We start from the raw sequence: 25,922 nt of genomic DNA on the forward strand, positions 1-25,922 counted from the left end.
GTTCGGATCAGCCACGCGCGGCGGCGAGGGACTCGCGGGCCGCGGCGGCGACGTTCTCGGAGGTGAAGCCGAACTCGGCGAACAGGGTCTTGGCGTCGGCGGAGGCGCCGAAGTGCTCCAGGGAGACGATGCGTCCCGCGTCCCCCACGAACCGGTGCCAGGTCAGGCCGATACCGGCCTCGACCGCGACCCGGGCCTTCACGGACGGCGGCAGCACCCGCTCGCGGTACTCGCGCGGCTGCTCCTCGAACCACTCCACCGACGGCATCGACACCACCCGGGTGCCGACCCCCTCGGCCTCCAGGGCCTCACGGGCGGCGACGGCGAGCTGCACCTCCGAACCGGTGGCGATCAGGATCACCTCCGGGGTCTCCCGCGACGCTTCCGCGAGGACGTAGCCGCCGCGGGCCGCGTCAGGGTTCGGCTCGTACGTGGGCACGCCCTGGCGGGTGAGCGCGAGGCCGTGCGGGGCCGGGTCGGTGGTGTGCCGCCGGAGGATCTCGGCCCAGACGGTCGCCGTCTCGTTGGCGTCGGCCGGGCGTACGACGTTCAGTCCCGGGATGGCCCGCAGCGCGGCCAGGTGCTCGACCGGCTGGTGGGTCGGGCCGTCCTCGCCCAGGCCGACCGAGTCGTGCGTCCACACGTACGTCACCGGCAGCTGCATCAGGGCCGACATCCGCACCGCGTTGCGCATGTAGTCGGAGAAGACCAGGAAGGTGCCGCCGTAGATCCGGGTGTTGCCGTGCAGGGCGATGCCGTTCATCTCCGCGGCCATGGAGAACTCGCGGATGCCGAAGTGGATCGTCCGGCCGTACGGGTCGGCCTCCGGCAGCGGGTTGCCCTTCGGGAGGAACGACGACGTCTTGTCGATGGTGGTGTTGTTCGAGCCGGCCAGGTCGGCCGAGCCGCCCCACAGCTCGGGGACGACCGCGCCGAGCGCCTGGAGGACCTTGCCGGACGCGGCCCGGGTGGCGACCGCCTTGCCCGGTTCGAACACCGGCAGGGCGTCCTCCCAGCCCTCGGGCAGCTCGCCCTTGCTGACGCGGTCGAAGGTGACGGCGCGCTCCGGGTTGTCACCGCGCCAGGCGGCGATCCGCTTGTCCCAGGCGGTGCGCGCCTCGGCGCCCCGGTCCAGGGCCCCGCGGGTGTGGGCCAGCACCTCGTCGGCGACCTCGAAGGTCTGCTCCGGGTCGAAGCCGAGGAGGCGCTTGGTGGCGGCCACCTCGTCCTCGCCGAGCGCCGAGCCGTGGGAGGCCTCGGTGTTGCGCGCGTTGGGGGCGGGCCAGGCGATGATCGTGCGCATCGCGATGATCGAGGGGCGCCCGGTCTCCGCCTGAGCCGCCCTCAGGGCCGCGTGCAGCGCCCGTACGTCGACGTCGCCGTCCTCCTGCGGCTCGATCCGCTGCACATGCCAGCCGTAGGCCTCGTACCGCTTCAGCACGTCCTCGGAGAAGGCGGTCGCGGTGTCGCCCTCGATGGAGATGTGGTTGTCGTCGTAGAGGAAGACCAGGTTGCCGAGCTTCTGGTGTCCGGCGAGGGAGGAGGCCTCGGCGGAGACACCCTCCTGGAGGTCGCCGTCCGAGACGATCGCCCAGACGGTGTGGTCGAACGGGGACTCGCCCTCGGGCGCCTCCGGGTCGAACAGGCCGCGCTCGAAACGGGCGGCCATCGCCATGCCGACCGCGTTCGCGACGCCCTGGCCCAGCGGGCCGGTCGTGGTCTCCACGCCCGCGGTGTGCCCGTACTCGGGGTGGCCCGGCGTCTTCGAGCCGTGCGTGCGGAACGCCTTCAGGTCGTCCAGCCCCAGCTCGTAGCCCGCGAGGTACAGCTGCGTGTACAGGGTCAGCGAGGTGTGGCCGGGGGAGAGGACGAAGCGGTCACGGCCGGCCCACTCCGGGTCGGCGGGGTCGTGCCGCATCACCTTCTGAAAGATCGTGTAGGCGGCCGGAGCCAGGCTCATCGCGGTACCGGGATGGCCGTTGCCGACCCGCTGGACGGCGTCCGCCGCCAGAACACGGGCGGTGTCGACGGCACGCCGGTCGAGTTCGGTCCATTCGAAGCTGTCCGCGCTGTCCGCTGTCTGCGTGCTCATCTTCAAGAAGTCCTCGATAGGAGCGAAGTGGCTGGTCTGATGTGTTCAAAACTAAAAGTCTGACTTTTTCGACGGAAGGTCGCCGTGTGCCAGGGTGTGGTGAAAGTGGGACACCCGGCGGCGGTGCGGGGCGCGAACGGGGCGGCGCGAGGCGGACATGGCGGATATGGCGGACATGGCGGAGAGAACCATCCGAGGCGGCGACGGGATCAGAACGTTCCCCTTTCCGGTCGAGTTGAGCGTCGGCGGTGTCGGCATGCAGGTCGGCCCCATGGGCACCGGCCGCACCTGGCACGCCGACGCGCCCCTGGAGCGCGTGCACCGCATCGACTTCCATGTCGTGATGCTGTTCGCCGAGGGTCCGGTCCGGCACATGGTCGACTTCACCGAGCACGAGGCCGGGGCCGGGGACCTGCTGTGGATCCGCCCGGGGCAGGTCCACCGCTTCTCGCGAACGAGCGAGTACCGCGGAACGGTGCTGACCATGCAGCCGGGATTCCTGCCCCGCGCGACCGTCGAGGCCACCGGCCTGTACCGCTACGATCTGCCGCCGCTGCTGCGACCCGGCCCGGCCGAACTCGCCGGGCTGCGCGCCGCGCTCGAACACCTGCGGCGCGAGTACGAGGACACGGCCACGCTGCCGCTCAGTCTGCACACCGCCGTGCTGCGCCACTCGCTGACGGCGTTTCTGCTGCGGCTCGCCCATCTCGCGGCGAGTTCGGCGGAGTCGGTGCGCCGGCGGTCGGACTCCACCTTCACGCTCTTCCGGGACGCCGTGGAGCGGGACTTCGCCACCAACCACAGTGTCAGCGCCTACGCCGATGCCCTCGGCTACTCCCGCCGCACCCTGGTCCGCGCGGTCCGCGCCGCCACCGGCGACACCCCCAAGGCCTTCATCGACAAGCGCGTCGTGCTGGAGGCCAAGCGGCTCCTCGCCCACACCGACCTGCCGATCGGCAGGGTCGGCGCGGCGGTCGGCTTCCCCGACGCGGCGAACTTCTCCAAGTTCTTCCACCAGCACACGGACCAGACCCCGGCCGCGTTCCGGGCGGACCTGCGCTGAGGGCAGCGGAAAGGGGCTCCACGCGCGCGTGGAGCCCCTTTCCGGGCGCTGTCAACGGCCGAAGGTGAACCAGTTGACGTTGACGAAGTCCTGCGGCTGACCGCTGGTGAAGGTCAGATACACGTCGTGCGTGCCCGTAACGGAGCTGATGTTCGCCGGAATCGTCCGCCAGGACTGCCAGCCCCCGGTGCTGCCGACGGCGAAACTCCCGACAGGCGCGCTGCTCCGGCTGTCCAGTCGCACCTCGACCAGCCCGCTGACGCCGCCCGCCGCACCGCTCGCGACCCGGGCGCTGAACTGCCGGGCCGCCGAGGAGCCGAAGTTCACGCCCTTGAAGTGCAGCCAGTCGCCGTTGGCCAGTGAGCCGATGTTCTGGCCGCCGCCGGAGTCGGTCGTATTCTCGGTGCTCACCCCGGACTGGCCGTCGTAGGACTCGGCCTGGATGGCGGAGTAGGCGTCGCGGTTGCCTGTCGGCGGGGGCGTGGTGCCGCCGCCGGACGAGAGCACCTGGACGTAGTCGACGACCATCGCGTGGCCCGGCTGCGTCCCGGCGTCCGGGCCGCCGCCGAAGGCGTCCGGGAAGCCGCCGCCCATCGCCACGTTCAGGATGACGAAGAAGCCGTGGTCGGTGGCGTTCCGCCAGGTCGTCGCGTCGACCTGGTTGGCGCGCACGGTGTGGAAGTTGACGCCGTCGAGGTAGAAGCGGATCTCCTCGACGCTCGTCGAGCGGTCCCACTCCATCCGGTAGGTGTGGAAGCCGGCCTGACAGGTGGTGCCCTGGCAGGTGGTCGAACTGCCGATGCCGCTGGTCTCGTTGCAGGGGCCGCCCGGCGAGGTGCCGCAGTGCATGGTCGCGAACACCGTGTTCATGCCCTGGGTGTTCTCCATGATGTCCAGCTCGCCCACGGCCGGCCAGTTCCAGTAGTCGCCGCGGTAGGGGGCGCCCAGCATCCAGAAGGCGGGCCAGTAGCCCTTCGCCGCGGCCCCGGTGACGTTCGGAACCTGGATGCGCGACTCGACGCGGAGTGTGCCGCCGGCCGGGGGCTGGAAGTCGGTGCGGTTGGTCTCGACGCGGCCGGAGGTCCAGTTCCCGGCGGCATCCCGGCGGGGCGTGATGCGGAGGTTGCCGTTGCCGTCGAGCGAGACGTTGTCCGCGCTGCTCGTCATCGTCTCGATCTCGCCGGTGCCCCAGTTGGCGGGGCCGCCCGGGTAGCCCTTGCCGGTGGCGTACTGCCAGTTGGACGTGTTGACGCCACTGCCCGCGGCGCCGTTGAAGTCGTCCACGAACATCTGCGTCCAGCCCGACGGGGGCGGCGGGGCGGAGGCGTTCGCGGCGGGGGTGGCGGCCGTGGTGGCGGCTGCCGCCAGACCGAGCGTGCTGACGACGGCGATGAACGCCCGCCGGAAGGGGCTGCGTCTGTGGGAAGTGCGGGAGGGGTCGCTCATGGGGGGATGCCTCTCGAGTGGAGGGGTGAGAGCGCTCTCAAAGTGCCGCCAATGTGCTCCACGTCACGCAGGTCGTCAAGAGGTAAAGCCGGGAAATCTAGGGGCCGTTCGATGAGTGCACAGCTTGAACGGACCGAGCGCCAGGAGTGTCAGCGGCAGCCCATGCGCCACTTGAGCGGGGAGGATCTGAAGCAAGGGACTGATCCCCGGCGACCGCTTCACGGGGAAGCCGATGCCGACAAACCGTTGAGTCCGCCCCGGGCCCGCTCCGGCTGCCACCCCAGGGCCCGTGAGATCCCCCGCGCCGCCACCCGCACCGCCGGGCCCAGCACCGGCACCTGGGCGTCGGCCTGCGGCACCACGATGGACACGGCGGCGGTCACCGTGCCGTCCGCCGCCCGTACCGGGGCGGCCACCGACAGGGCGTCGTCCGTGATCTGACGGTCGCTCACCGCAACGCCGGTGCGGCGCACTTCGGCCAGTTCCCGCCGCAGCCGCACCGGTTCGGTGATCGTGTACGGCGTGAAGGAAGCGAGTTCGCCCGCGCAGTACTCCCGCTGGAACTCCGGGTCGCCGTGGGCCAGCAGGGCGAGCCCGACGCCGGTGGCATGCAGCGGCCAGCGGGCGCCGACGCGTATGTGCACGCCGACCGCGGACCGGCCCGAGAGCCACTCGATGTAGACGACGTCGGACCCGTCCCGCACGGCCAGTTGCACGTTCTCGTGCGTGGCCTCGTACAGGTCCTCCAGATACGGCAGCGCGATCTGCCGCAGGGCGAGGCCGCGCGGCGCCAGCGCGGCCAGCTCCCACAGCCGGAGCCCGACGTGGTAGACGCCGGACTCGTCCCGCTCCAGAGCGCCCCACTCGGTGAGCGCGCCCACCAGCCGGTGGGCGGTGGTCAGGGTCAGCCCGGCCCGCCGGCTGATGTCCGTCAGGCACAGCGCCGGATGCTCGTGGTCGAAGGCCGCGAGCACGGACAGCAGCCGGTCGGGCGCGGTGGGGCCGGTCATGGCCGGTGGTCTCCCGGGTGGGCGAGGTCGTGGGGGCGGGGGTAGGCGGCCGGACGGTAGGGGACGTAGCGGGCCGCGGTCGTCGGGTCCTCCTGCCCCGCACGGGAGTTGAGCGTGCCGGGCGACACGTCCCAGCGGCCCGTGTCCAGGCGGTCTTCCAGGGTGTCCAGGGCGGCCAGCGTCTCGCCGGTGGTGAAGGTGCAGTGGCCGGGGCCGTCGACGTACGCCTGGCGCAGCAGCCCCGCGGAGCCCCCGGCCGTCGCCGCCCGCCGGTAGGCGCTCTCGGCCTGGACCGGGATCAGCGCGTCACCCGTCGTGTGGATGTTCAGCTGGGGGTCGGTGAGCCGGCCGGACAGCACGCTGGTCTTCCGCAGCCACCCCACGGCCGAGGGGTCGGCGGAGATCCGGGGTGCCCGGCCGAGGGCCGAGAGGTCGCCGCGCAAGGACAGTCCCGCCTCCTTGTAGAGCTCGGTCACCTCTTTGTACAGCGGGGACCGGGCGAGCAGGGAGGTGTAGTCGACGCCGGTGTTCCAGGACGGGTTGCCGCCCGCCCGGCTCTCCGCCTCCTGCCGCCAGCTGAAGGCGGGCCTCTGCAGCAGCCCCTTGACGGCGGTGAACTGGTTGGACTGCTGCGTGTCCCAGTCGGTGGGGCCCGGCTTCTGCTGCGAGGCGTCGTTGTAGCCGGGGATGTTGTGCAGGGCGGCGGCGAGGGCGATGCGCGCCCGGCCCTCCGGGGTCTGCTGGGCGGCGTCGACCTTCGTGGTGAGCGACTTCGCGGCGGCGACCGCCTCCGCCTGGTCCGCGAACCCCGCCAGCCGGATTCCGGAGCCCGGGGCGAGCAGCGTGCGCAGCGCGAACACCGGGTCCAGGGTGCTGTTCCAGTTGGCGACGCCGCCCTGCACCAGCCCGCACATCGACAGCGAGCCGTCGAAGCGGTCGGCGTGCCGCTCGGCGAGCGTGGTGGTGACGAAGCCGCCGTAGGAGCTGCCCCAGGCCAGCGTCCGCCGGGCCTGCCCGAACTTCTCGGTGAACAGGTCCAGCGTGGCGAGTTGGTCGGGCACCGCCTCGGAGATGGCCCAGCCGTTCGTCGCGTACGAGGAGCCGATCAGGGCGTAGCCCTCGGCCAGCAGCTTGTCGCGCACGGGCGGACGTGGCGCGTTCTGCGCCGGGTTGGGGGCTCCGGCCGGGGTGTAGCCGTGGCTGAACAGCAGCACCGTGCCGTTCCAGGACGCGGGCATGTCCATCACGTACGCGGCGCCGGAGGGGAGCGTGCCCTCCAGATGACTGTCGGCGGCGTCGGCGGCCTGCGCGGGCAGGGCCGTCGCCAGAGACAGGCAGGTGGTCAGCAGAGCGAGGCGGATCCTCAACGCGGGGTCCCTTCCAGGGTGGGGGTGGCGGCGGGGGAGTCCAGGGCGTCCGTGTGTGTCTCGCGCAGCCGCCACACGGTGACGGCGGTGATCGCGGCGCCGGCGCACAGCAGCAGTGAGACGGGCGTGCTGCCGCCCCCGTACGAGGCGAGGAGGCTGCCGGCGATCAGCGGGGAGAAACCTGCGCCGACCAGGGTGGCCGCCTGGTAGCCGAGGGAGGCGCCGGTGTAGCGGACGCGGGTGCCGAACATCTCGGTGAGCAGCGCCCCGAGCGGCCCGTACATCGTGGACTGGGCGACCCCGTGACCGAGGGCGAGGGCGAGGATGAGCAGGCCGGGGGAGCCCGAGTCGACCAGGGCCAGCACGGGGAAGGCGAGCGCGGCCGAGGCGATGGCGCCGGCGAGCACCACGGGCCGGCGGCCGACCCGGTCCGACAGCGCGGACGCGGCGGGCAGCACGGCGAGGGCCACACAGGAGGCGACGGTCACCGCGGTCAGCACCTGCGGCCGGGTGTACCCCTGGTCGACGGCGTAGGAGATCATGAAACTCGTCAGCAGGGACTGGGTGGTGAACGCGCCGATGCCGACGCACGCGGCGAGCAGCACCGGCTTCGGGCGGCGCAGCACCTCCACGATCGGCGGCTTGTCCACCGGCTCCCGCCTGGCCTGTGCGAACAGCGGGCTCTCGGCGACCTTGAGGCGCACGAACAGACCGACGGCCAGCAGCACGATGCTCAGCAGGAACGGCACCCGCCAGCCCCAGGAGCGGAAGTCGTCGTCGGGCAGGCCGGCGACGAGGGTGACCACACCGGCCGACAGCACGGAACCGAGCGGGGCGCCGAGCTGGGTGAAGCTGGACCACAGACCGCGCCGGGATCCCTGCGTCTTCTCGGCGTGCTCGACGACCATCAGCATCGCGCCGCCCCACTCACCGCCGATCGCGATGCCCTGCACGACGCGCAGCGCGACGAGCAGGACCGGGGCCCAGACGCCGATCGCGTCGTAGGTGGGCAGCAGGCCGATGAGGAAGCTGCCCAGGCCCATCAGGACCATGGTCAGCAGCATCATCGACTTGCGCCCGATCCGGTCGCCGAAGTGGCCGAAGACGATGCCGCCGAGCGGGCGGGCGAGATAGCCCGCGGCGAACGTCCCGAATGCCGCGATGGTGCCCACGGCCGGGTCGGCCTGGGGGAAGAACAGGTCGCCGAAGACCAGCGCGGCGACCGTGCCGTAGACGAGGAAGTCGTAGAACTCGACGGTCGTGCCGAGCAGGCCGGAGATGGCCACGCGGCGCAACTGCCGTGAATCCGGGGCGAGTTGAGCGGCTGAGGGGGATGGCTGCACGGGGAGCTCCCTGGGGACGGGTCTCGGATAGCCCGTGAAGTTATGCATCTATCGTGCAGCAGTCAATCATTTGCACAACATCAGTTCAGGCCGTCCTCCGCGATCCGCAGCAGTAGCGCGTGCAGCGCCTCCCGCTCGGCCTCCTCCAGCGGGCCCAGCAGTTCGTTGGTCACCCGCAGCCCGGCCTCGTCGGTGTCGCGCAGGAACGCGCGGCCGTTCTCGGTCAGCGCGACGATCCGGCTGCGGCGGTCGTCGGGGGAGGGGCGGCGCTCGGCGAAGCCCAGCTTCTCCAGGTCGTCGACCAGGCCGACGATCGCGCTCGGGTCGTAGCCGAGCCGGGTACTCAGCTCGCGCTGGAGGGCGCCGTCGGAAGTGGCGAGGAAGCGCAGCACCGCGTAGTGGCGCAGGCGCACGCCCGACTCCTGGAGGCAGGCGTTGAAGAGCTGCCCCGAGCGCAGGCCCAGGCGGTACAGCAGGTAGCCCGTGTCGGCATGCAGCCCGCGCATCCACGGCTCGTGCGCGTCGATGGGCTTCGGGGTGACGTTCTGGCGTGTGATGACGGGCTCCCTGTGTTCGGTGCGTCCTGGGATTCCAGCATCTCGCACCCGTGGGTCACCAACAACTATTGACGTCAACAATTATTGCTCTTAGCTTCGATCTCGAAGGCGCACCACCCGCGTCAGGAAGCCGCACCACCCCGCATCAGCTCGTGAAGGGACCCACCCGTGCCCAGCATCGATCTCTCCGGAAAGGTCGCCGTCGTCACCGGCAGCGGCCGGGGCCTCGGCCTCGCCTACGCCCATGCCCTGGCCGCCCACGGCGCGTCCGTGGTGGTCAACGACGTCGACGAGGCCGTGGCCGAGGCGGCCGTGAAGTCCATCGCGGAAGCGGGCGGCAAGGCCGTGGCGGAGGTGGTCCCGGTCGGGACGGCCGAGGCGGCGGACCGGCTGGTCGCCCGCGCGGTCGAGGAGTTCGGCCGACTGGACATCCTCGTCACCAACGCGGGCATCCTGCGCGACAAGGTGTTGTGGAAGATGACCGACGAGGACTTCGACGCGGTGATCACCACCCACCTCAAGGGCACCTTCACCTGCGCCCGCGCCGCCGCCGTCCGGATGCGCGAGCAGGGCGAGGGCGGCTCGCTGATCCTGGTCGGCTCCCCGGCCGGGCAGCGCGGCAACTTCGGCCAGACGAACTACGCCGCCGCCAAGGCCGGCATCGCCGCCATGGCCCGCACCTGGTCCATGGAGCTGGGCCGCGCGAACATCACCGTCAACGCGATCGTGCCGGTCGCCGCGACCGCCATGACCGAGACGATCCCGGCCTTCGCCCCGTACATCGAGGCCATGCGCGGCGGCGAGCCGCTGCCGGACTTCCTGCGCAAGGGCGAGGGCTTCGGCACCCCGGAGGACTGCGCGGCCCTGGTCCCCTTCCTCGCCTCCGAGGCCGCCCGGGGCGTCACCGGCCAGGCCATCGGCATCGGCGGCGACAAGGTGGCACTCTGGTCGCATCCGCAGGAGATCAGGGCGGCGTACGCCGACGGCGGCTGGACCCCCGGCGCCCTGGCCGACGCCTGGCCCACCTCGGTCGGTGCCGAACCGCAGTCGGTCGGCATCCCGGCGCCGAAGTTCCCGGAGGCGTGATGGACCGCTCCATGAACCCGGACGACCTCGTCGCGATCGACGTCCACACCCACGCGGAGGTGTCCTCCAAGGGCCACTCCTCCCTGGACGACGACCTGCACGACGCGTCCTCCGCCTACTTCAAGGTCGAAGGCAAGCGGAAGCCGACTCTGGAGGAGACCGCCGCCTACTACCGCGAGCGGAGGATGGCCGCCGTGATCTTCACGGTCGACGCCGAGTCCGCCACCGGCACCCCGCCCGTCCCCAACGAGGAGGTCGCCGAGGCTGCCGCCGCCAACGCCGACGTCCTCATCCCCTTCGCCTCCATCGACCCCTTCCGGGGGAAGGCGGGCGTCAAGCAGGCCCGCCGCCTGGTCGAGGAGTACGGGGTGAAGGGCTTCAAGTTCCACCCCAGCATCCAGGGCTTCTTCCCCAACGACCGCTCGGTGGCCTACGACCTGTTCGAGGTCATCGAGGAGACCGGCACCATCGCCCTGTTCCACACCGGCCAGACCGGCATAGGCGCCGGAGTCCCCGGGGGAGGCGGCATCCGCCTCAAGTACTCCAACCCCCTCCACGTGGACGACGTCGCCGCCGACTTCCCGCATCTGAAGATCATCCTGGCGCACCCGTCGTTCCCCTGGCAGGACGAGGCCCTGGCCGTCGCCACGCACAAGCCGGGCGTGCACATCGACCTGTCCGGCTGGTCGCCGAAGTACTTCCCGCCGCAGCTCGTGCAGTACGCGAACACGCTGCTGAAGGACAAGGTCCTCTTCGGCTCCGACTTCCCCGTCCTCACCCCCGACCGCTGGCTCGCCGACTTCGACAAGCTGACGATCAAGGAAGAGGTCCGGCCGAAGATCCTCAAGGAGAACGCCGCCCGCCTGCTCGGGCTGACGAAACCGTAAGGGGTGTCACATGCGCAACGAGGGACTGGGGTCATGGCCCGCACGCCGGGCCCGCAAGACCCCGCACCGCACCGCCCTGATCCACGGCGACACCACCCGCACCTACGCCGCCCTGTACGAGCGCACCACCCGCCTCGCCCACGCCCTGCGCGAGCGGGGCATCCGGCGCGGCGACCGGATCGCCTACCTCGGCCCGAACCACCCCTCCTACCTGGAGACCCTGTTCGCGGCCGGCACCCTCGGCGCGGTCTTCGTCCCCCTCAACACCCGCCTGGCCGGACCCGAGATCGCCTACCAGCTCGCCGACTCAGGCGCCAAGGCCCTCGTCTACGGCCCGTCACACGCCGGACTGATCGCGGGACTCCCGGGCAGCACGGATGTGCGTACGTACGCCGAGGTGGGCGCCGAGTACGAGGAGGCGCTGGCGTCGGCCTCCGAGGAGCCCATCGACACACCGGTCACTCCGGACGACACCTGCATCATCATGTACACCTCGGGCACGACCGGCCGCCCCAAGGGCGCCATGCTCACCCATGGCAATCTCACCTGGAACGCGGTCAACGTCCTCATCGACCATGACCTGGTCGCCGACGAACGCGCCCTGGTCTCCGCCCCGCTGTTCCACACCGCCGGCCTGAACATGCTGACCCTGCCGGTCCTGCTGAAGGGCGGCGCCTGCGTCCTGGTCGAGGCCTTCGACCCGAACGCCACCTTCGACCTGATCGAGCGGCACCGGATCACCTTCATGTTCGGCGTGCCGACGATGTTCGACCAGGTGGCCAGGCACCCGCGCTGGCCGGGGGCCGACCTGTCCTCACTGCGGCTCCTGACCTGCGGCGGCTCCCCGGTCCCCACCCCGCTGATCGCGGCCTACCAGGAGCGCGGCCTCACCTTCTGCCAGGGCTACGGCATGACCGAGGCCGCACCCGGCACGCTGTTCCTCGACGCCGAGCACGCCGTCAGCAAGGCGGGTTCGGCGGGCGTGCCGCACTTCTTCAGCGACGTACGCGTCGTACGGCCCGACCTCGCGCCCGTCGACGTCGGGGAGGTCGGGGAGGTCGTGGTGCGCGGACCGCACGTCATGCCCGGCTACTGGGGGCTGCCCGAGGAGACGGCCGCGTCCTTCGTGGACGGCTGGTTCCGCAGCGGCGACGCGGCCCAGGTCGACGAGGACGGTTACGTGCACATCGTCGACCGCATCAAGGACATGATCATCTCCGGTGGGGAGAACATCTACCCGGCCGAGATCGAGGACCGGCTCCTCGCCCACCCGGACATCGTCGAGTGCGCCGTCATCGGCGTGGCGGACGACAAGTGGGGCGAGGTGCCGCGCGCGGTCGTCGTCCCCCGCGCGGGGGCCGCGCTCGACCCCGACGAGGTGCTCGCCTCGCTCGCCGGGCACCTCGCCAAGTACAAGATCCCGAAGTCGGTCGTCGTCGCGGACGAACTCCCGCGCACCGCCTCCGGAAAGCTCCTGAAGTCCCGTGTGCGCAAGCGCTACGGCACCAACTCCTAGCGAAGGAAAGCCGCATGAGCATCACCGTCAACGGCCTCGACGAACTGAAGAAGCTCGCGGGCAGCGACCTCGGCACCAGCGAGTGGATCGACGTCACCCAGGAGCGGATCGACACCTTCGCCGACGCCACCGGGGACCACCAGTGGATCCACGTGGACCCCGAGAAGGCCAAGGAGGGCCCCTTCGGCGCCCCCATCGCACACGGCTACCTCACGCTCTCCCTCTTCATCCCGCTGTTCACCGAACTCCTGGACGTCCAGGGAGTGACGACGAAGGTCAACTACGGCCTCAACAAGGTGCGTTTCCCCTCCCCCGTGAAGGTGGGTTCCCGCATCCGGCTGACGGCGAAGCTCGCCGAGGTGGAGGAGGTGCCCGGCGGCGTCCAGATCACCGTCGAGGGCGCCATCGAGATCGAGGGCGGATCCAAGCCGGCGGCGGTGCTTCAGAGCCTGTCGCGGTTCTACGCCTGAGGCCGCGCCGGCACCAGGTCGAGCAGACGTTCCGAGGCGTCACGCGCGAGCGGTGAGAGCCGGTCGTGCACCGCCCGGAACGTCTTCTCGGCCCGGTCCGCCGGCCAGTCGTCCGGGAGGTGCTTGACGGGCAGGCGCGGGTCGCGCCGGACGATGCGCAGCCACTCGGTCTGGAGCCGCAGCCGCAGCACGAGGGCCTCGTCGGCGTCCGGCAGGTCGTCCTCCCACGGCTGCCAGCGCCGTACGAACACCTCGTACTGCCCGGCCAGGTCGGACAGCTCCCAGGTCTCCTCGATCATCTGGCCGATGTCCATGCCGGTGTCCGCGTGGGCCCGGAAGACCTTCACATGGGCGGACAGGCCCAGCTCGGCCACCAGGGCCGACACGTCGACCTCGCCCGGGGCGATCCACAGGCCGTTGAACAGCGGTCCGAAGCCGCTCCAGGTCAGCTGGGAGCGCAGGTCGTGGCGCTGACGCTGCCAGGACTCGGGCAGGGAGAAGCCGAGCAGGGTCCAGGTGCCGTCCCAGTGCCGGTTGACGGCGCCGGTCTGCCAGATGCGCCGCTCGCCGTCGCGCAGCACGGCCTCCGAGCGCTCGGTCAGCCCGAAGTACATCCGGCGGCCCTCGCGCTGGCGGCGCAGCAGGTCACGGCCCACCATGCGGGTCAGCGTCGAGCGGGTCGCCTGCTCACCGATGCCGGCGCGGGCGAACACGTCGATGACGCTGCCCGAGTACACGCACACGTCACGCCCGAGCACCTGGTCGCCCAGGAACGTCAGCATGAGGGACTGGGGCCGCAGCGACTCTTCACCGGTCACGCGGCCCACCGTACCTCCGCCGGATCACTCCGTGACCTGCTGGTACGTGTGGAAGGCCGTTGTCACGGCCGGGCCGCCGAACAGGCGCGTCACTCTGCCGGTGACCGGACGGCCGTCCGGCGCGGGGCAGGCCGACCTGGCGGAGCGGCAGGATCTCCGGGAGGAGACTGCCCGAGGCGTCGTGGTTCCGGTCCTCGATCCGCAGGCCCAGCGGGCCGTGCAGGTCTCCGCCCACCGCGGGGCGCCGGCGGCCGAGGCCGTGCCGACGCCCGGTGACAAGGCACGATGCGGCGCGCAGGTGACGTCTCGTCGGGTCAGGAGCCCGCCACGTCGACGAACACGGGGTTGGAATAGAACCACGTGTCCGCCCACGGGTCACCGTCCCCGGGCGCGTGCGGGACCGGTCCGTGCGGGTCGACCGAGGCGCCGAGGTAGCCGGTGCCGTTGCGGTTGCCGTCACTGCCGCGCAGCCGGACGTAGAAGGACTCGTCCCCGGCGGTGAGCGGGATGCGCAGCGTGTACGTCCCCTTGCGGCCGCTGACGTCCCTGGTGTGTACGACCTTGGTGTCCGGCGACTTCCAGGTGTCCCGGTCGGTGGCGGGACCCCGCACCGCGCCCCGGATCACGTCGACGTGCCGGAGCTCGGGCAGGATGCCCTGCGCGTTGGGGCGGGAGGCGGTCGTGACGGTGACGTACAGGCTGATCCTCTCGCCCTCGCGGACGCGCAGCCGACCGCCCAGGGTGACGCCGCGACCGGCCTCACGGTCCCGCTTGACCCGGACGTCGAGCCCGTCGAGCAGATGCCCGTGGTCCAGCCAGACCCGGCCCGCGCGCAGGCCCGCCATGACCGCGCCGTAGCCGTAGCGCGTCACGCCCACGTGGGTCCGGCTGAACTGGCCGGGCCAGAAGTCGCTGCCGGGCTGCGGGGTGTCGGTGTTCACCGGGTCGGGCAGCTTGCCGGTGCTGTCGAAGGTCTGCCCGGCCGGCCAGTCGCCGTTCTTCCAGGTGTCGAAGACGATCCGGTGGGCGTCGGAGTTGGTGGTGATCGAGAACAGCCGCCCCTCGGCGAGCATCGAGTCCCACAGGCCGCCGACGGTCGCGGTCGCCCAGTCGAAGCCGCCGTACGTCAGAAACGCGTCGGCCGGGTAGCCGGGCCAGGACTGCGCGGACGGCTTGTTCTCGTACTCGCCGCGGATCGAGGCGGCACCCCGCCAGCCGGGGATGGCGGCGCCCTGGGCACCGGGCGCGCCCTCCATGCCGATCATGATCTCGGGGGCCGCGTCCCGCCAGGCGCGCATCTCGTGCGGGGAGTCGATGCCCAGGCGCAGGGGGTGGTTGGCGAGGACCAGGACGTCGTCGACGTAGCCAGAACGGCGCTGCTGGGAAAGCCACTTGAGTGCCTTGACGGCGTGCGCCTCGTTGCGGGCGGTGTCCGCGTCGGCGGGACCGCCCTTGTCGTAGCCGAGCAGCTTGCCGTCGTAGGCGCGCTCGAAGCGGGTGAGCAGGTCCACCTCGTGCCGGCCGGGCGTGGTGAACACCGTGCAGTGCTCGGCGGCCGGGATGTACCACTCCAGGCCCTGGAAGATGAGCTGCCGCGGGTTCTCGGCACGCGCCTTCAGGATCTCCTTGTGCTCCAGCGCGGCCCCGTAGTCGGCGTGCCCGAAGTTGGAGTGCTCGGTGAACACCATCCAGTCCAGGCCGTACCTCGCGCCCGCGGCGGCCAGTTGGGAGAACGTGTACTTGGCGTCGTGGCTGTAGACGGAGTGGACGTGGTGGTCGCCGACGAGGTAGGCGAGGCGGGGGTCCTCGCCGCCCAGCCGTCTGCTGTCACCGGCGGCCAGGGCGGGCGTCCGGGCGGTCGCCGCCGAGCCCAGGGCGAACGCGGCGCCGAACAGGCCCGCGCGGCGCAGGAGCCCGCGGCGGGAGACACCTTGCGGATCGAGGGCGGCGGGGGAGACGGACGGATCGGCCCAGTCGGGCAGCTGTTGCTCGGACATGATCGACAAGCCCTTCGGGATCTCAGTGGTTCATGAAGGAGGTGACGGGCAGCGCCCGGGCGACGATCCGGACGTCGCCGAGCCGGCCGTGGAAGATCTGGTCGATCTTGCCGCCGTACTCGTAGCCGCCCAGCAGCCACGGCAGCCCCACGGAGGTGATGCCGACGGAGGCCGCCTTGGGGTTGCGGAGCACCGGGCAGCCCTCGACGTACAGCGTGGTGTGCCTGCCGTCGTTGACGACCGCGAGGTGCCACCAGGTCTCCAGCGGCGTCTCCTGACCCCAGTTGGTGGCGATGCCCTGCTGGTTGAGCGGGCGCATCGCCCACTGCGGCTCACGGTCGTTGGACAGCGACAGTGTGGCCAGCGGCTCGTCCGGGTCGTCGGCGGTCTTGCCGGCGGCGCCGCCCGTACCCGTGCGCGAGACCAGACCCGACCAGGCGTTGTGGTCCGGGTCCCAGTCGGCGGGCAGACGATAGAACGCCTCGACGGTGTAGCCGTCCTCGAAAGTCGCCGAGTTGAGCGGGGCGCCGTCGACCGTACGCAGATAGGCGCCCTTCAGCGGCGACTTGAAGCCCTGGAACTCCAGGCTGCCGTGGCCCGGCTGGTCGGGGTGGTGGTCAGCCGACCAGCCCAGGGCGCCGTCGCCCACCGTCACGAGCGAGAGGTCGTTGCCCCGCCCCGACAGGTCGCGGACCGTGCCGTTCACCGGCTTTTCGAAGCGCCAGTACGCCATCGTGCCCGGCACCAGCAGCTTCGCGGCGGGCCTGGCCGGCCGCGCGGGCACCGGGGCGAAGCCGGAGAAGCGCTTGCTGAAGTCGATCTCGACGGAGAACCGGTCGGCGTCGCCGCTCAGCTCCATCTCCTGCCGCTCCAGCTCGTTGAGCCCCTTCCCGGCCCGGCCCAGGATCCACGGGGAGACCGTCTCCACGTCGATGACGTTCCGGTCCAGGTCGAAGCGGTAAAGGCGGATCATCGCCGCGCCGCCGAAGTAGCGGTTCTGGTAGTTCGTCAGATGCAGATGGACGTCGTGCCCGGCCGCGTTCTTCCGCGTGGCGCGGGCGGCGGGCCAGTAGTGCCCGTTGAGAGTGAGGAAGATCTGGTCGTGCTCCGCGACGAGCTGGTCCCAGAGCTGCTGCCCGTACTCCGACAGGGAGTCGTCCTCGACGACCAGTTCGTGCGTCGTGAGGATCACCGGCGTCTTCGGGTGCTTCGCCAGAACCTCCTTCGCCCACGCGTAACCCTGCGGCGACAGCCGCCAGTCCAGCGCCAGCACCAGCCACTCCCGGCCGGCCGCCGTGAACCGGTGGAAGGTGTTGTAGCCGTCCGGGGAGGCGTCGCCGAACGTCGGCTTCCCCTTGAACCGCCGCGGACCGAAGGCGTCCAGGTACGGCGTCGCACCCCGCTGGTCGGTCGTCGAGGACTTCACGTCGTGGTTGCCCGCCAGGACGCTGTAGCCGACGCCCCGCCGGTCCAGCAGCCCGAACGCCTCGCCGATCGCCGCGAACTCCTCCTTCGCGCCGTTCTGCGTGAGGTCCCCGAGATGCGACAGGAAGACGAGGTTCTCCTCCTTGCCGTGCTCCAGCAGATAGCGCAGCGACGCCTCGACCGGTGCCTTGTCGATGCTCGGCCCGTCGAAGAGGTACTGGGTGTCAGGCATCACGGCGAGCGTGAAGCGGCGGCTGCGGGGATCGGGGCGCCAACTCGTCGGCGCGGCCTCGGCCGTGACCACGGGAAGCGCGGTCACGGCAGCGGCGGTCGCGCCGAGGAGGGCGGTGGCTCGGAGGAAACCGCGTCTGGCGGCACCGGCCTGGGGCGCTTCGCCCGCGGCCTGATCACGCGATGTGCACACGTGTGCTCCATGAAGGTGACAGAGGGGAGTGTCAGAGAACGCGCAGCGTCCAGCTCCAGCGATGGACGCCGGCCGCGACGAGATAGGAAGCGAAGGTGTCGGGCCCGCACGACGCCGTGCCAAGACCGCGGTGCGCCGCGTCGATGTGCACCACGCACCCGGCACGCGGCACCAGTTCGTCGTGGTGCGCGGCCGAGGCGAGGTCGGCCGCGCGATGGCGGGTCACGGACACCTGGCAGGGCCGGTCCAGCCGCACCGCCAGCCCGGTGGCGTCCGGCGCGGACAGCGTGAACCGCCGTACGCCGTGCCGCCCGCCGCTCTCCTGCGGCCGCAGATACGGCGTGAACAGCTCGTCCACGGGCAGATCGTGATGGCCGACGGGCGCGCCCGCGCCCCGGTCCGGATACGACTCCCAGGGGCCCTGCCCGAACCACTCCAGCAGGTTCAGCCCGGGAGCCGTCTCGAAGACCGACCCGACCCGGGCCACGTCGTCCAGCGCCTCGGGCAGCTCGGCGCACTCCTCCACCAGCAGCCCGCCCTCCACGGCCGTGAACACCTGCTCGTGGCGGACGGTCCCGCCCGGGCACAGGTGGTCGGTGACGACGGCCACCCGTCCCGGGTCACGCCGGACGGCGACGACCTTCCGGGTGGGTGCGTCCAGCCCCCAGTTGCGCCAGCGGCCCGCCATGCCGCCCAGTTCGTCGTTGTCGGTGGGCGCCCGCCACAGGGACAGCGTGGGCGCCGCCGCCAGCAGCGGATGGACCAGCAGCCCGTCCTCGTCGACCTCGACCGGGCGGTTCGGGACCGGGGTGTGCCGCACCGGTTCCGCCGCACGCAGCCGCACCTGCGGCAGGCACACGACCGTGCCGCGCGGCGCCCAGGGCTCGTCCCCGGCCGTCGTGACCCGCAGCGTCAGCCATGCCTCGCCGCCGTCCTCCGGAAGCTCGAACGGCAGCGGCACGGCGGCCGTCTCGCCCGGCCGCAGATCGGGCAGCTCGGCGGGTGCGGTGAGGGTGCCGCCGTCGGCGAGGGACAGCTCCCACTCACCGGACAGCCAGCCCAGGCCGCGGAAGTGCTGGTGGTTGCCGAGGACGACGCCCTCGTGCCGGAAGCACTCGATCCGCACCGGCGCGGCGATCTCCCGGTGCTCGAACATCACGGGCTTGGGGGTGCGGTCGGGGAAGACCACCCCGTCGGCGATGAAGGCGCCGTCGTGGTCGCTCTCCCCGAAGTCGCCGCCGTACGCCCAGCGATGCCCGGGCGCGGCGACACCGTTGTCGTAGAGCCCGGCGCCCCCACGCCCGGCCGGTCTGCCGTCGTTCACACGCTGGAGGATGCCGTGGTCCCAGAACTCCCAGATGAACCCGCCCTGAAGACCCGGGGTGGCCTCGATGGCCTCCCAATGGTCGGCCAGCGTGCCGTTGCTGTTGCCCATGGCGTGCGAGTACTCGCACTGGATGAGCGGCTTGGTCTGGGTGCCGGACATGGCGTGCGCCAGGCACTCCTGGAGCGGCGCGTACATCGGGCAGGCGATGTCGGAGGCCAGGTCCGGATCGGCCCAGCCCAGCTTGGCGGCGCCCTCGTACTGCACCGGCCGTCGGGCCGGGTCGTGCCGGCGTATCCAGCCCGCCGCCGCGTCGTGGTTGGCGCCGTAGTCGGACTCGTTGCCCAGCGACCAGATGATGACGGACGGGTGGTTCTTGTCCCGCAGCACCATCCGGGCGACCCGGTCGACGAAGGCGGCCAGATAGCGCGGGTCGTCGGCGATCTCGTGCGCGTGGTCGTGGGACTCGATGTCGGCCTCGTCGACGACGTAGAAGCCGAGCTCGTCGGCCAGGTCGTACAGGGATGGGTCGTTGGGGTAGTGCGCGGTGCGGATCGCGTTGAAGCCGAACCGCTTCAGCAGGACGAGATCGGCGCGCATGTCGTCGTACGACACCGTCCGGCCGGTCAGCGGATGGAAGTCGTGCCGGTTGACGCCCCGGATGAACACGCGCTCGCCGTTGACCAGCAGGTCCCGGCCGGAGATCTCGACGTCGCGGAAGCCGATGCGGTGGTACGAGGTGTCGGCGACCGTGCCGTCGGCGCGGTGCAGCCGTACGGTCAGCCCGTACAGCTCGGGCGTCTCGGCGGTCCAGGTGCGCACATCCGGTACGGCGGCGCGCAGCCGGGCCTCGCCGAGGAAGTCGGAGATCCGCTCGTCCTCGGCGTTGGCCCGGTCGAACTCCGTGTCCTGCGTGAGCAGGTGCCCGTCCAGCTCCCCGCTGACGTACCAGCCCTCGGGCAGCGCCCCGCCCGAGTCCCGCACCCGGCAGTCCACCCGCAGGTCGCCGTCCCGCCGGGCGCGCACGGCCACGTCCGCGAGATGCAGCGGATCCCGCGCGTACAGGAGCACCGAGCGGGTGATCCCGCCGTGCCACCAGTGGTCCTGGTCCTCGATGTGCGAGGCGTCCGACCACTTCACGACCGTCAGCCGCAGGGTGGCCCTCCCCCAGCCTTCGGCCGGGGGAACCCCCATCTCGCTTCGCTCGCCGGGGCGCAGCACCGGCGTCAGATCGAACTCGGCGGCCAGATGCGAGTCCTTGGAGATCCCGACGGGCCGCCCGTCCACGTGCACCAGCAGCACGCTCTCGGCGGCCCCCACCTGGAGCACGATCCGCCGCCCCGTCCACTCGGCCGGCACGTCCACCGCCCGCTCGTACACGCCCGTCGGATTGGCCGCGGGCACCTCGGGCGGGAACTCGGCGAACGGCATGCGGATGTTCAGGTACCGGGGAAGGTCGTCCGTGCCCTGCATGGTCCACACGCCGGGTACGTACGCCGACGACCAGACCTCCCCGAGCGGGGCGTCCGGCGCGGGCAGCAGCTGGAAGCGCCAGTCGCCGTCCAGGGAGACGGCCCCGGCACGCCGGTCGACGGCGTTCATCGGCAGACGCCCCCAGGAGGTGACCTCGGGTGCCTCCCAGGGGCGCAGGGCGAGCAGCGGATCGAGAGATGCGTCGGTCATGACCATTCCGGAGTCGGTGCGGTGGGGCGGGGCAGGACGCGGCCCGGCAGGCCCCAGGCGGGGTCGACGGGGATGCCGAGACGGTCCAGGACGGTGGGGGCGATGTCGACGAGGCGGGGCGAGTCGAGCCGGGTGCCTCCGGGCCCGGCGGGCCCGCCCGGTTCGGCGAGGATGACGAAGACCTCCCGCTCGGCACGCGAGTCGCCGCCGTGGCCGCCGGAGTCGAGGTGGCCGTGGTCCGTGGTGATCAGCACGGACCAGCGCTCCTCGGCGCGAGCCGGGTCCGAGCGCCGGGCGTCGATCGCCTCCAGCAGCCGTCCCAGGTGCGCGTCCTGGGCGAGGAGGGCGTGATCGTAGGCGGGGGAGAGGGGGCCCGTCGCGTGACCGGCCTCGTCGGTGGCGCCGAAGTACACGAACAGGACGTCCGGGTCGGACTTGGTGAGCCAGCGTATGACGGTGCGGGCGACGCGGCGGTCCGCGGTTCCGTACCCCCAGAATTCGCCGTTGTGGCGCACCCGTCGGCCGATGGCCCGGCCGAGCGTGCCGCGGCGGACCAGGGCCGGCCAGGACACCGCGGCCGCCGTGCGCAGGCCGGGCCGGACGGCGGCGGCGCGGGTCAGGAAGTCGGGGTAGCGGGAGTAGTCCGCGCCCTTGAAGTCGTTGCCGGTGACCCCGTGGCGGTCGGGCCACACCCCCGTGAGGATGCTGGACCAGCCGGGGCCGGAGTCGGTGTAGGCCGTGCCGGACGAGGGCTCGTCGTCGGCCCGGCCGTAGGGCAGCAGGCTCGTGCCGTGGGCACCCGTGGCCATCAGGTCGTGCAGCACGGGGGCGCCGGCCGGCGAGCGGGTCAGTCGGTCGTAGCGCAGGCCGTCCATGCCGACGACGAGGACCTTGGCGTTGACTTCCGTCACTGGGTGCCTCTCTGGTGTCCTGAGAGCTCGGTACAGACTGCCGGTTCTCGGCCGCGCGACCGCGGTGGCTGATCGCGCCCACGCGACGGAGCCGCACATCGATACAGCCCCGCCCCCTTCGGGGACGCGGCCCTCAGGACCCCTGTACCGCTCCCTCGGTCGCTCCCGATATGAACCCGCGGGCGAAGACGGTGAACACCACGACCAGGGGGAGCGACGCCATGAGCACACCGGCCATGACCATGCTGTAGTCGGTGGTGTGGCCGACGTGGAGCTGGGCGAGGACCACCTGGAGGGTGAGGTGGCCGGGGTCGGTGAGTACGACGAGCGGCCAGATGTAGTCGTTCCAGGCACCGACGAAGGCGTAGATGGCGAGGAAGGACAACGCGGGCTTGATCATCGGCAGCACGATGTTCCAGTACTGCCGGAAGAACCCCGCCCCGTCGATCCGCGCGGCGTCGAGGAGTTCGTCCGGCACACCGTTCTCTATGTACTGGCGCAGCCAGAAGATGCCGAAGGCGTTGGCGAGGGCGGGCAGGGTCAGTGCCTTGAGCGTGCCGACCCAGCCGATGTCGGACATCAGGATGAACTGCGGGAGGACGGCCAGCTGGAGCGGCAGCATCATGAAACCCACCAGCATGGCGAACAGCACCTTGCGTCCGGGGAAGTCGAACTTGGCGAAGGCGAACGCCGCCAGGGAGTCGACGAACAGGACCAGGACGGTGGTCACGGAGGCGACGAGGATCGTGTTCAGCATCGACCCGAAGAAGTCGATGGTGTCGAGCACGTGCCGGATGTTCTCCAGCAGATGGGAACCGAAGGTCAGCTTCGGCGGGCTCTTGTAGATGTCCTCGGTGGTGTTCGTCGCCATGACGATCGTCCACACGAACGGGAAGACGGAGATCAGCACGGCAAGGGCGAGGACGATGTGCGCGGTCAGGCCCTTGGGTCGCCGTGACCGCCTCTTGACCACAGCGGTCATGACTTCCTCCCACGCTGGACGACGCGCCAGTTGATGACGACCAGCACCATGATCAGTACGAAGAAGGCCCACACGATGGCCGCGCCGTAGCCGTAGTCGTTGTTGACGAAGGCCGACTGGTAGAAGTACAGCAGCGTGGTCAGGCCGGCCTGGCCGGGACCGCCGAGGTTCGGGTTGGCGGCGTTGCTGCCGAACAGGACCTGGGGTTCGCTGAAGCTCTGCAGGCCGTTGATGGTCGAGATGATGACGGTGAACAGGATGATGGGCCGCATGATCGGCATGGTGATCTGGAAGAACGTGCGGATGGGCCCGGCGCCGTCCAGCCTGGCCGCCTCGTAGATCTGCGTGGGGATGGCCTGGAGGCCGGCCAGGTAGATGATCATGTTGTAGCCGGTCCACATCCAGGTCATCAGCAGCGCGATGACCAGCTTGATCAGCCACGGATTGCTCAGCCACGGCACGGGTGAGATGCCGACCGTGCCCAGAATGGCGTTGACCAGGCCGAAGTTGTTGCTGAACACCGCGCCGAAGAAGATCGACACGGCGACGATCGAGGTGACGTTCGGTATGTACAGGGCGATGCGGTAGAAGCCCTTGAAGCGCCGCACCGAGTGCAGCAGCGTCGCGAGCACCAGGGCGCCGAACAGGGTGGGGACGGTGGACAGGACCCAGATCACCAGGGTGTTGCGGATCGACATCCAGAAGACCGGGTCGTCCCAGAGGAAACGGAACTGCTGCAGGCCCACGAACTGGATGGTGCCCATGCCGTCCCAGCGCTGGAAGGCGAGGTACAGCGAGTAGAAGACCGGGACGAACGAGAAGATGCCGAAGATCAGGAAGAAGGGCGAGATCGCCAGGTACTGCCGCCAGTAGGACAGCACCCCGCGACGTCTCGGCCGTACGGCGCCCGCCGGCGGGGTGCGCCGGGGGCGGAACCGGGCCGGGCCCGGCCCGCCGTGGCGCCGGGGCACCGCGGCGGGTCCGGTGACCGGAGGTGAGGCCATCGCTCAGCTCACCCCCTGGCGGCGGGCGATCTGCTTGGCCTGGCTGACGGCGTCCTGCCAGGCGTCGTCGGGCTTCTTGCCCTTGGCCTCGATGCTGGACAGCTCCGTCATGAAGGGAGCCATGACGGCGGCGTCCGCGGGTGCCTCGTAGCTGTCCGGTATGGCCTTGGCGGCCGGGCCGAACACCTCGATGACCTTCTGCCCGCCGAAGAAGGGGTCGCCGCCCGTCATGGCCGGCATGGAGTACGCCGCCGGCGCGGCGGGGAAGATCGCGGCGTCGGCGAAGCCGCGGGCGTCGTTCTCCGGGCTGAGGATCCAGCTGATGATCTTGAACGCCTCTTCGGGGTTCCGGCACTGCTTGGGCAGGGCCAGGTAGGAGCCGCCCTGGTTGGCCGGCCCGCCGGGCATCGCGCAGACCCGCCACTTGCCCTTGGTCTTCGGGGCCGCCTGCTCGATGTCCAGCGCGTGCCAGGCGGCGCCGAGTTCGGTGCTCAGGCTCTTGCCGACGGCGGCGTTCCAGGTGTTGTCGTTGATCTTGGCGTCGAGGCCGAGGGTGTAGGGGCGGACCGCGGTTGTCCACGCCTCGCGGATGTGGTCCTGGTCGCCGATGAAGCGGTTGTCCCTGTCGATGAACCGCTCGGTGCCCTGCCCGACCACCATGTTGAACACCGAGCCGATGTTGTTGACCAGGTAGGTGCCGGGCACCTTCTCCTTCAGCTCGGTGCCGAGCGCGAAGTAGTCGTCCCAGGTACCCGCCCGGGCCGCGACCTTGTCGGGGTCGGTGGGCAGCCCGGCCTTGTCGAACATGTCCACCCGGTAGAACAGCGCGGTGGGGCCGATGTCGATCGGGAAGCCGATCTGCTTGCCGTCCTCGGTCCGGGCGAGCTTGGTCTTCCAGTCCAGGTACTGGGACGAGAGGTCCTTGAAGCCCAGGTCGTTCAGGTCGAGGAAGCGGTTCGCGTTGGGCAGGAAGGACGCCATGTCCTCGCCCTTGACGCCGGTGATGTCGGGGACGGAGGTGCCCGCGGCGAGGGTGGTGGTGAGCTTCGACTTGAAGTCGCCGCCGATGGAGGCGACGGTCAGCTTCACCTCCTTGGCGAAGTGCGCCTTCGCCTCGGCGACCACCTTGTCGCTGAGCGCGCCGCCCCAGTACCACAAGGTGAGGTTCTTGCCGTTCTTGCTGCCGGCCGAGTCCGAGCCGTTGCCGCATGCCACGGTCAGACCGGAGGCGGCCGCGGTGAACGCGGCGGCCTGGAGGAAGCGTCTGCGGGAAAGGTCCACGGGTCACTCCTGTTGTTGCTGTTCGACGTGGAGAGGGGTGCGGGGATCAGTGCCGCCGTTCGGAGGCGCGTGGGCCGACGGACGTGTGAGGGGCCGGCGGGGTGAGGGGGGCGTACGCGACCGCCGGCCCGGGGTCCACCGGGAGCCGGTCGGCCAGGAAGCCGTACGACCGCTTCAGTTCGGGATCGGTCAGGGAGTGCCACCAGCGGTGCACGCCGTACCAGCCGGGGGCGGCCAGCGCCCCGCCGTGGTGCCCGACGGACAGCCCGGCCGCGAGGACCGCGAACCGCAGCCGCTCCGCCAGCGGCCAGCCGCCGAGCGAGGCGGTGACGAACGCGGCGCCGAAGACGTCCCCGGCGCCCGTCGCGTCGAGCACGTCGACGTCGAGGGCGGGCACGTCCGCGTACTCGCCGGTGATCTGGTCGACGGCCAGTGCGCCGTCCCCGCCCCGGGTGACCACGGCGACCGGCACCAGCTCGGACAGTGTGCCGAGCGCGGCCACCGCGCTGTCGGTGCGGGTGTAGGCCATGGCCTCCGTCTCGTTCGGGAGGAAGGCGTGGCACAGGGCCAGCTGCTCCAGGAGGGCCGCCGGCCACTCCTGCGTGGGGTCCCAGCCGACGTCGGCGTAGACCTGCGTGCCGTTCGCGGCGGCCTTGGCGAGCCACTCGCGCGGCTCGGCCTCCAGGTGCACCAGGGCGGTCCGCGCGGCGGGCGGGTCGCCCATCAGCGCGTCCTGCGAGTACGGCGGCTCCTGGCCATGGGTGAGCAGGGCACGGTCGTGGCCGAAGGCGACGGAGACGGTGACCGGGGTCGGCCAGCCGTCCGCCGTCCGGGAGAGCGAGAGGTCGACGCCCTCCTGGTCGCACAGGACGTCCCGGCAGTGCTCGCCGTAGAAGTCGTCGCCGAAGACGGTGGCGAGGGAGGTGCTGAGGCCGAAGCGGGAGGCCGCCACCGCGAGGTTCGCGATACCGCCCGGGCCGCAGCCCATGCCCTCGGTCCAGATCTCCTCGCCGGGCGTCGGCGGCTTGCCGAGCCCCGTGAGGACGAGGTCGTAGAAGAGCAGCCCGGTCAGCAGCACATCGGGCCGGTCATCGTCCACGGATGTGTCCTCTCGCTCGAGTTCGACGGAGATCGTCAAAACTCTTCATTTCCGTGACCGGAATCGTGCGCTGCTCGAAGAGATTGGTCAATACCCGAGCAGAACTGAGCATGGAAATGATTGAAGATGACGAGTAG

20 protein-coding genes are annotated in these 25,922 nt (G+C 71.1%); 5 read left to right on the forward strand and 15 right to left on the reverse strand.

Annotation, left to right across the window (positions count from 1 at the left end):
- Positions 1-7: 7 nt before the first annotated feature.
- The gene (tkt, locus tag ACFZBT_RS05385; protein ID WP_391098572.1) at positions 8-2,092 is read right to left on the reverse strand and encodes a transketolase; all 2,085 of its coding nucleotides are present in this window, start codon (positions 2,090-2,092) and stop codon (positions 8-10) included.
- Between the two features lie 166 nt (positions 2,093-2,258).
- Between tkt and ACFZBT_RS05390 the strand changes: the two genes are divergently transcribed.
- A complete protein-coding gene (locus tag ACFZBT_RS05390) occupies positions 2,259-3,155 on the forward strand; it encodes a helix-turn-helix domain-containing protein (RefSeq protein ID WP_391098891.1) in 897 nt (298 codons plus the stop codon).
- Between the two features lie 51 nt (positions 3,156-3,206).
- Here ACFZBT_RS05390 and ACFZBT_RS05395 read toward each other — a convergent pair whose 3' ends face one another.
- The 5 genes from ACFZBT_RS05395 to ACFZBT_RS05415 form a co-directional block, all read right to left on the reverse strand.
- On the reverse strand, positions 3,207-4,601 hold the full coding sequence (locus tag ACFZBT_RS05395; protein ID WP_391098575.1) for a carbohydrate-binding protein: 1,395 nt from the start codon (positions 4,599-4,601) through the stop codon (positions 3,207-3,209).
- Positions 4,602-4,819: 218 nt separating this feature from the next.
- Positions 4,820-5,611: an IclR family transcriptional regulator C-terminal domain-containing protein gene (locus tag ACFZBT_RS05400; protein WP_391098577.1), complete on the reverse strand. Its 792-nt coding sequence runs from the start codon at positions 5,609-5,611 to the stop codon at positions 4,820-4,822.
- Positions 5,608-6,978, reverse strand: a complete 1,371-nt coding sequence (locus tag ACFZBT_RS05405) for an alpha/beta fold hydrolase (protein ID WP_391098579.1) — start codon at positions 6,976-6,978, stop codon at positions 5,608-5,610. The genes ACFZBT_RS05400 and ACFZBT_RS05405 overlap by 4 nt, the downstream gene beginning before the upstream one ends.
- Positions 6,975-8,321 (reverse strand): MFS transporter, encoded by a 1,347-nt coding sequence (locus ACFZBT_RS05410; protein WP_391098582.1) that lies wholly within the window; start codon positions 8,319-8,321, stop codon positions 6,975-6,977. The genes ACFZBT_RS05405 and ACFZBT_RS05410 overlap by 4 nt, the downstream gene beginning before the upstream one ends.
- Before the next feature lie 80 nt (positions 8,322-8,401).
- Positions 8,402-8,827: a MarR family transcriptional regulator gene (locus ACFZBT_RS05415; RefSeq protein ID WP_391098585.1), complete on the reverse strand. Its 426-nt coding sequence runs from the start codon at positions 8,825-8,827 to the stop codon at positions 8,402-8,404.
- Between the two features lie 219 nt (positions 8,828-9,046).
- Between ACFZBT_RS05415 and ACFZBT_RS05420 the strand changes: the two genes are divergently transcribed.
- The 4 genes from ACFZBT_RS05420 to ACFZBT_RS05435 are packed head-to-tail and all read left to right on the forward strand — an operon-like array spanning position 9,047 to position 12,837.
- Complete coding sequence (locus ACFZBT_RS05420) at positions 9,047-9,964, forward strand: SDR family oxidoreductase (protein ID WP_391098587.1); 918 nt, start codon at positions 9,047-9,049, stop codon at positions 9,962-9,964.
- A gap of 11 nt (positions 9,965-9,975) precedes the next feature.
- Positions 9,976-10,851 carry an amidohydrolase family protein gene (locus tag ACFZBT_RS05425; protein ID WP_391098894.1) on the forward strand — a complete coding sequence of 292 codons (876 nt, stop codon included), beginning with the start codon at positions 9,976-9,978 and terminating at the stop codon, positions 10,849-10,851.
- Between the two features lie 10 nt (positions 10,852-10,861).
- The gene (locus ACFZBT_RS05430; protein ID WP_391098590.1) at positions 10,862-12,367 is read left to right on the forward strand and encodes a long-chain-fatty-acid--CoA ligase; all 1,506 of its coding nucleotides are present in this window, start codon (positions 10,862-10,864) and stop codon (positions 12,365-12,367) included.
- Positions 12,368-12,381: 14 nt separating this feature from the next.
- A complete protein-coding gene (locus ACFZBT_RS05435; protein WP_391098593.1) occupies positions 12,382-12,837 on the forward strand; it encodes a MaoC/PaaZ C-terminal domain-containing protein in 456 nt (151 codons plus the stop codon).
- On the opposite strand, the gene ACFZBT_RS05440 is transcribed toward ACFZBT_RS05435, so the two are convergent.
- The 9 genes from ACFZBT_RS05440 to ACFZBT_RS05480 form a co-directional block, all read right to left on the reverse strand.
- On the reverse strand, positions 12,828-13,655 hold the full coding sequence (locus ACFZBT_RS05440; protein WP_391098595.1) for a PaaX family transcriptional regulator C-terminal domain-containing protein: 828 nt from the start codon (positions 13,653-13,655) through the stop codon (positions 12,828-12,830). The two genes, ACFZBT_RS05435 and ACFZBT_RS05440, sit on opposite strands and share 10 nt — an antisense overlap.
- A 314-nt stretch (positions 13,656-13,969) precedes the next feature.
- On the reverse strand, positions 13,970-15,652 hold the full coding sequence (locus ACFZBT_RS05445) for a PHP domain-containing protein (RefSeq protein WP_391098598.1): 1,683 nt from the start codon (positions 15,650-15,652) through the stop codon (positions 13,970-13,972).
- Positions 15,653-15,674: 22 nt separating this feature from the next.
- Positions 15,675-17,501 (reverse strand): LamG-like jellyroll fold domain-containing protein, encoded by a 1,827-nt coding sequence (locus ACFZBT_RS05450; RefSeq protein WP_391098601.1) that lies wholly within the window; start codon positions 17,499-17,501, stop codon positions 15,675-15,677.
- A 31-nt stretch (positions 17,502-17,532) separates the two neighbouring features.
- Positions 17,533-20,508 carry a glycoside hydrolase family 2 TIM barrel-domain containing protein gene (locus ACFZBT_RS05455; protein WP_391098604.1) on the reverse strand — a complete coding sequence of 992 codons (2,976 nt, stop codon included), beginning with the start codon at positions 20,506-20,508 and terminating at the stop codon, positions 17,533-17,535.
- Positions 20,505-21,383 (reverse strand): alkaline phosphatase family protein, encoded by an 879-nt coding sequence (locus tag ACFZBT_RS05460; protein ID WP_391098897.1) that lies wholly within the window; start codon positions 21,381-21,383, stop codon positions 20,505-20,507. Before ACFZBT_RS05460 ends, ACFZBT_RS05455 begins: the two co-directional genes overlap by 4 nt.
- Before the next feature lie 169 nt (positions 21,384-21,552).
- Positions 21,553-22,401, reverse strand: coding sequence for an ABC transporter permease subunit (locus ACFZBT_RS05465; protein ID WP_391098607.1), 849 nt, complete (start codon positions 22,399-22,401; stop codon positions 21,553-21,555).
- Complete coding sequence (locus ACFZBT_RS05470) at positions 22,398-23,282, reverse strand: ABC transporter permease subunit (RefSeq protein ID WP_391098900.1); 885 nt, start codon at positions 23,280-23,282, stop codon at positions 22,398-22,400. Before ACFZBT_RS05470 ends, ACFZBT_RS05465 begins: the two co-directional genes overlap by 4 nt.
- Positions 23,283-23,408: 126 nt before the next feature.
- The gene (locus ACFZBT_RS05475) at positions 23,409-24,686 is read right to left on the reverse strand and encodes an extracellular solute-binding protein (protein ID WP_391098610.1); all 1,278 of its coding nucleotides are present in this window, start codon (positions 24,684-24,686) and stop codon (positions 23,409-23,411) included.
- A 46-nt stretch (positions 24,687-24,732) separates the two neighbouring features.
- Entirely contained in the window at positions 24,733-25,785 is a 1,053-nt protein-coding gene (locus tag ACFZBT_RS05480) for a PfkB family carbohydrate kinase (RefSeq protein ID WP_391098612.1), read from the reverse strand.
- Between the last annotated feature and the right edge of the window lie 137 nt (positions 25,786-25,922).

Origin of the sequence: Streptomyces sp. NPDC008137 (assembly GCF_042957035.1) — a bacterium.
Classification (GTDB): Bacteria; Actinomycetota; Actinomycetes; order Streptomycetales; family Streptomycetaceae; genus Streptomyces.

Bases quoted from the DNA above. Each gene is read 5' to 3' on its own strand.
- ACFZBT_RS05465 (WP_391098607.1), bottom strand. From the start codon at position 22,401: ATGACCGCTGTGGTCAAGAGGCGGTCACGGCGACCCAAGGGCCTGACC.
- ACFZBT_RS05400 (WP_391098577.1), bottom strand. From the start codon at position 5,611: ATGACCGGCCCCACCGCGCCCGACCGGCTGCTGTCCGTGCTCGCGGCC.
- ACFZBT_RS05460 (WP_391098897.1), bottom strand. From the start codon at position 21,383: ATGGACGGCCTGCGCTACGACCGACTGACCCGCTCGCCGGCCGGCGCC.
- tkt (WP_391098572.1), bottom strand. From the start codon at position 2,092: ATGAGCACGCAGACAGCGGACAGCGCGGACAGCTTCGAATGGACCGAA.
- ACFZBT_RS05445 (WP_391098598.1), bottom strand. From the start codon at position 15,652: ATGTCCGAGCAACAGCTGCCCGACTGGGCCGATCCGTCCGTCTCCCCC.
- ACFZBT_RS05390 (WP_391098891.1), top strand. From the start codon at position 2,259: ATGGCGGACATGGCGGAGAGAACCATCCGAGGCGGCGACGGGATCAGA.
- ACFZBT_RS05415 (WP_391098585.1), bottom strand. From the start codon at position 8,827: ATGCGCGGGCTGCATGCCGACACGGGCTACCTGCTGTACCGCCTGGGC.
- ACFZBT_RS05425 (WP_391098894.1), top strand. From the start codon at position 9,976: ATGAACCCGGACGACCTCGTCGCGATCGACGTCCACACCCACGCGGAG.
- ACFZBT_RS05435 (WP_391098593.1), top strand. From the start codon at position 12,382: ATGAGCATCACCGTCAACGGCCTCGACGAACTGAAGAAGCTCGCGGGC.
- ACFZBT_RS05430 (WP_391098590.1), top strand. From the start codon at position 10,862: ATGCGCAACGAGGGACTGGGGTCATGGCCCGCACGCCGGGCCCGCAAG.
- ACFZBT_RS05455 (WP_391098604.1), bottom strand. From the start codon at position 20,508: ATGACCGACGCATCTCTCGATCCGCTGCTCGCCCTGCGCCCCTGGGAG.
- ACFZBT_RS05395 (WP_391098575.1), bottom strand. From the start codon at position 4,601: ATGAGCGACCCCTCCCGCACTTCCCACAGACGCAGCCCCTTCCGGCGG.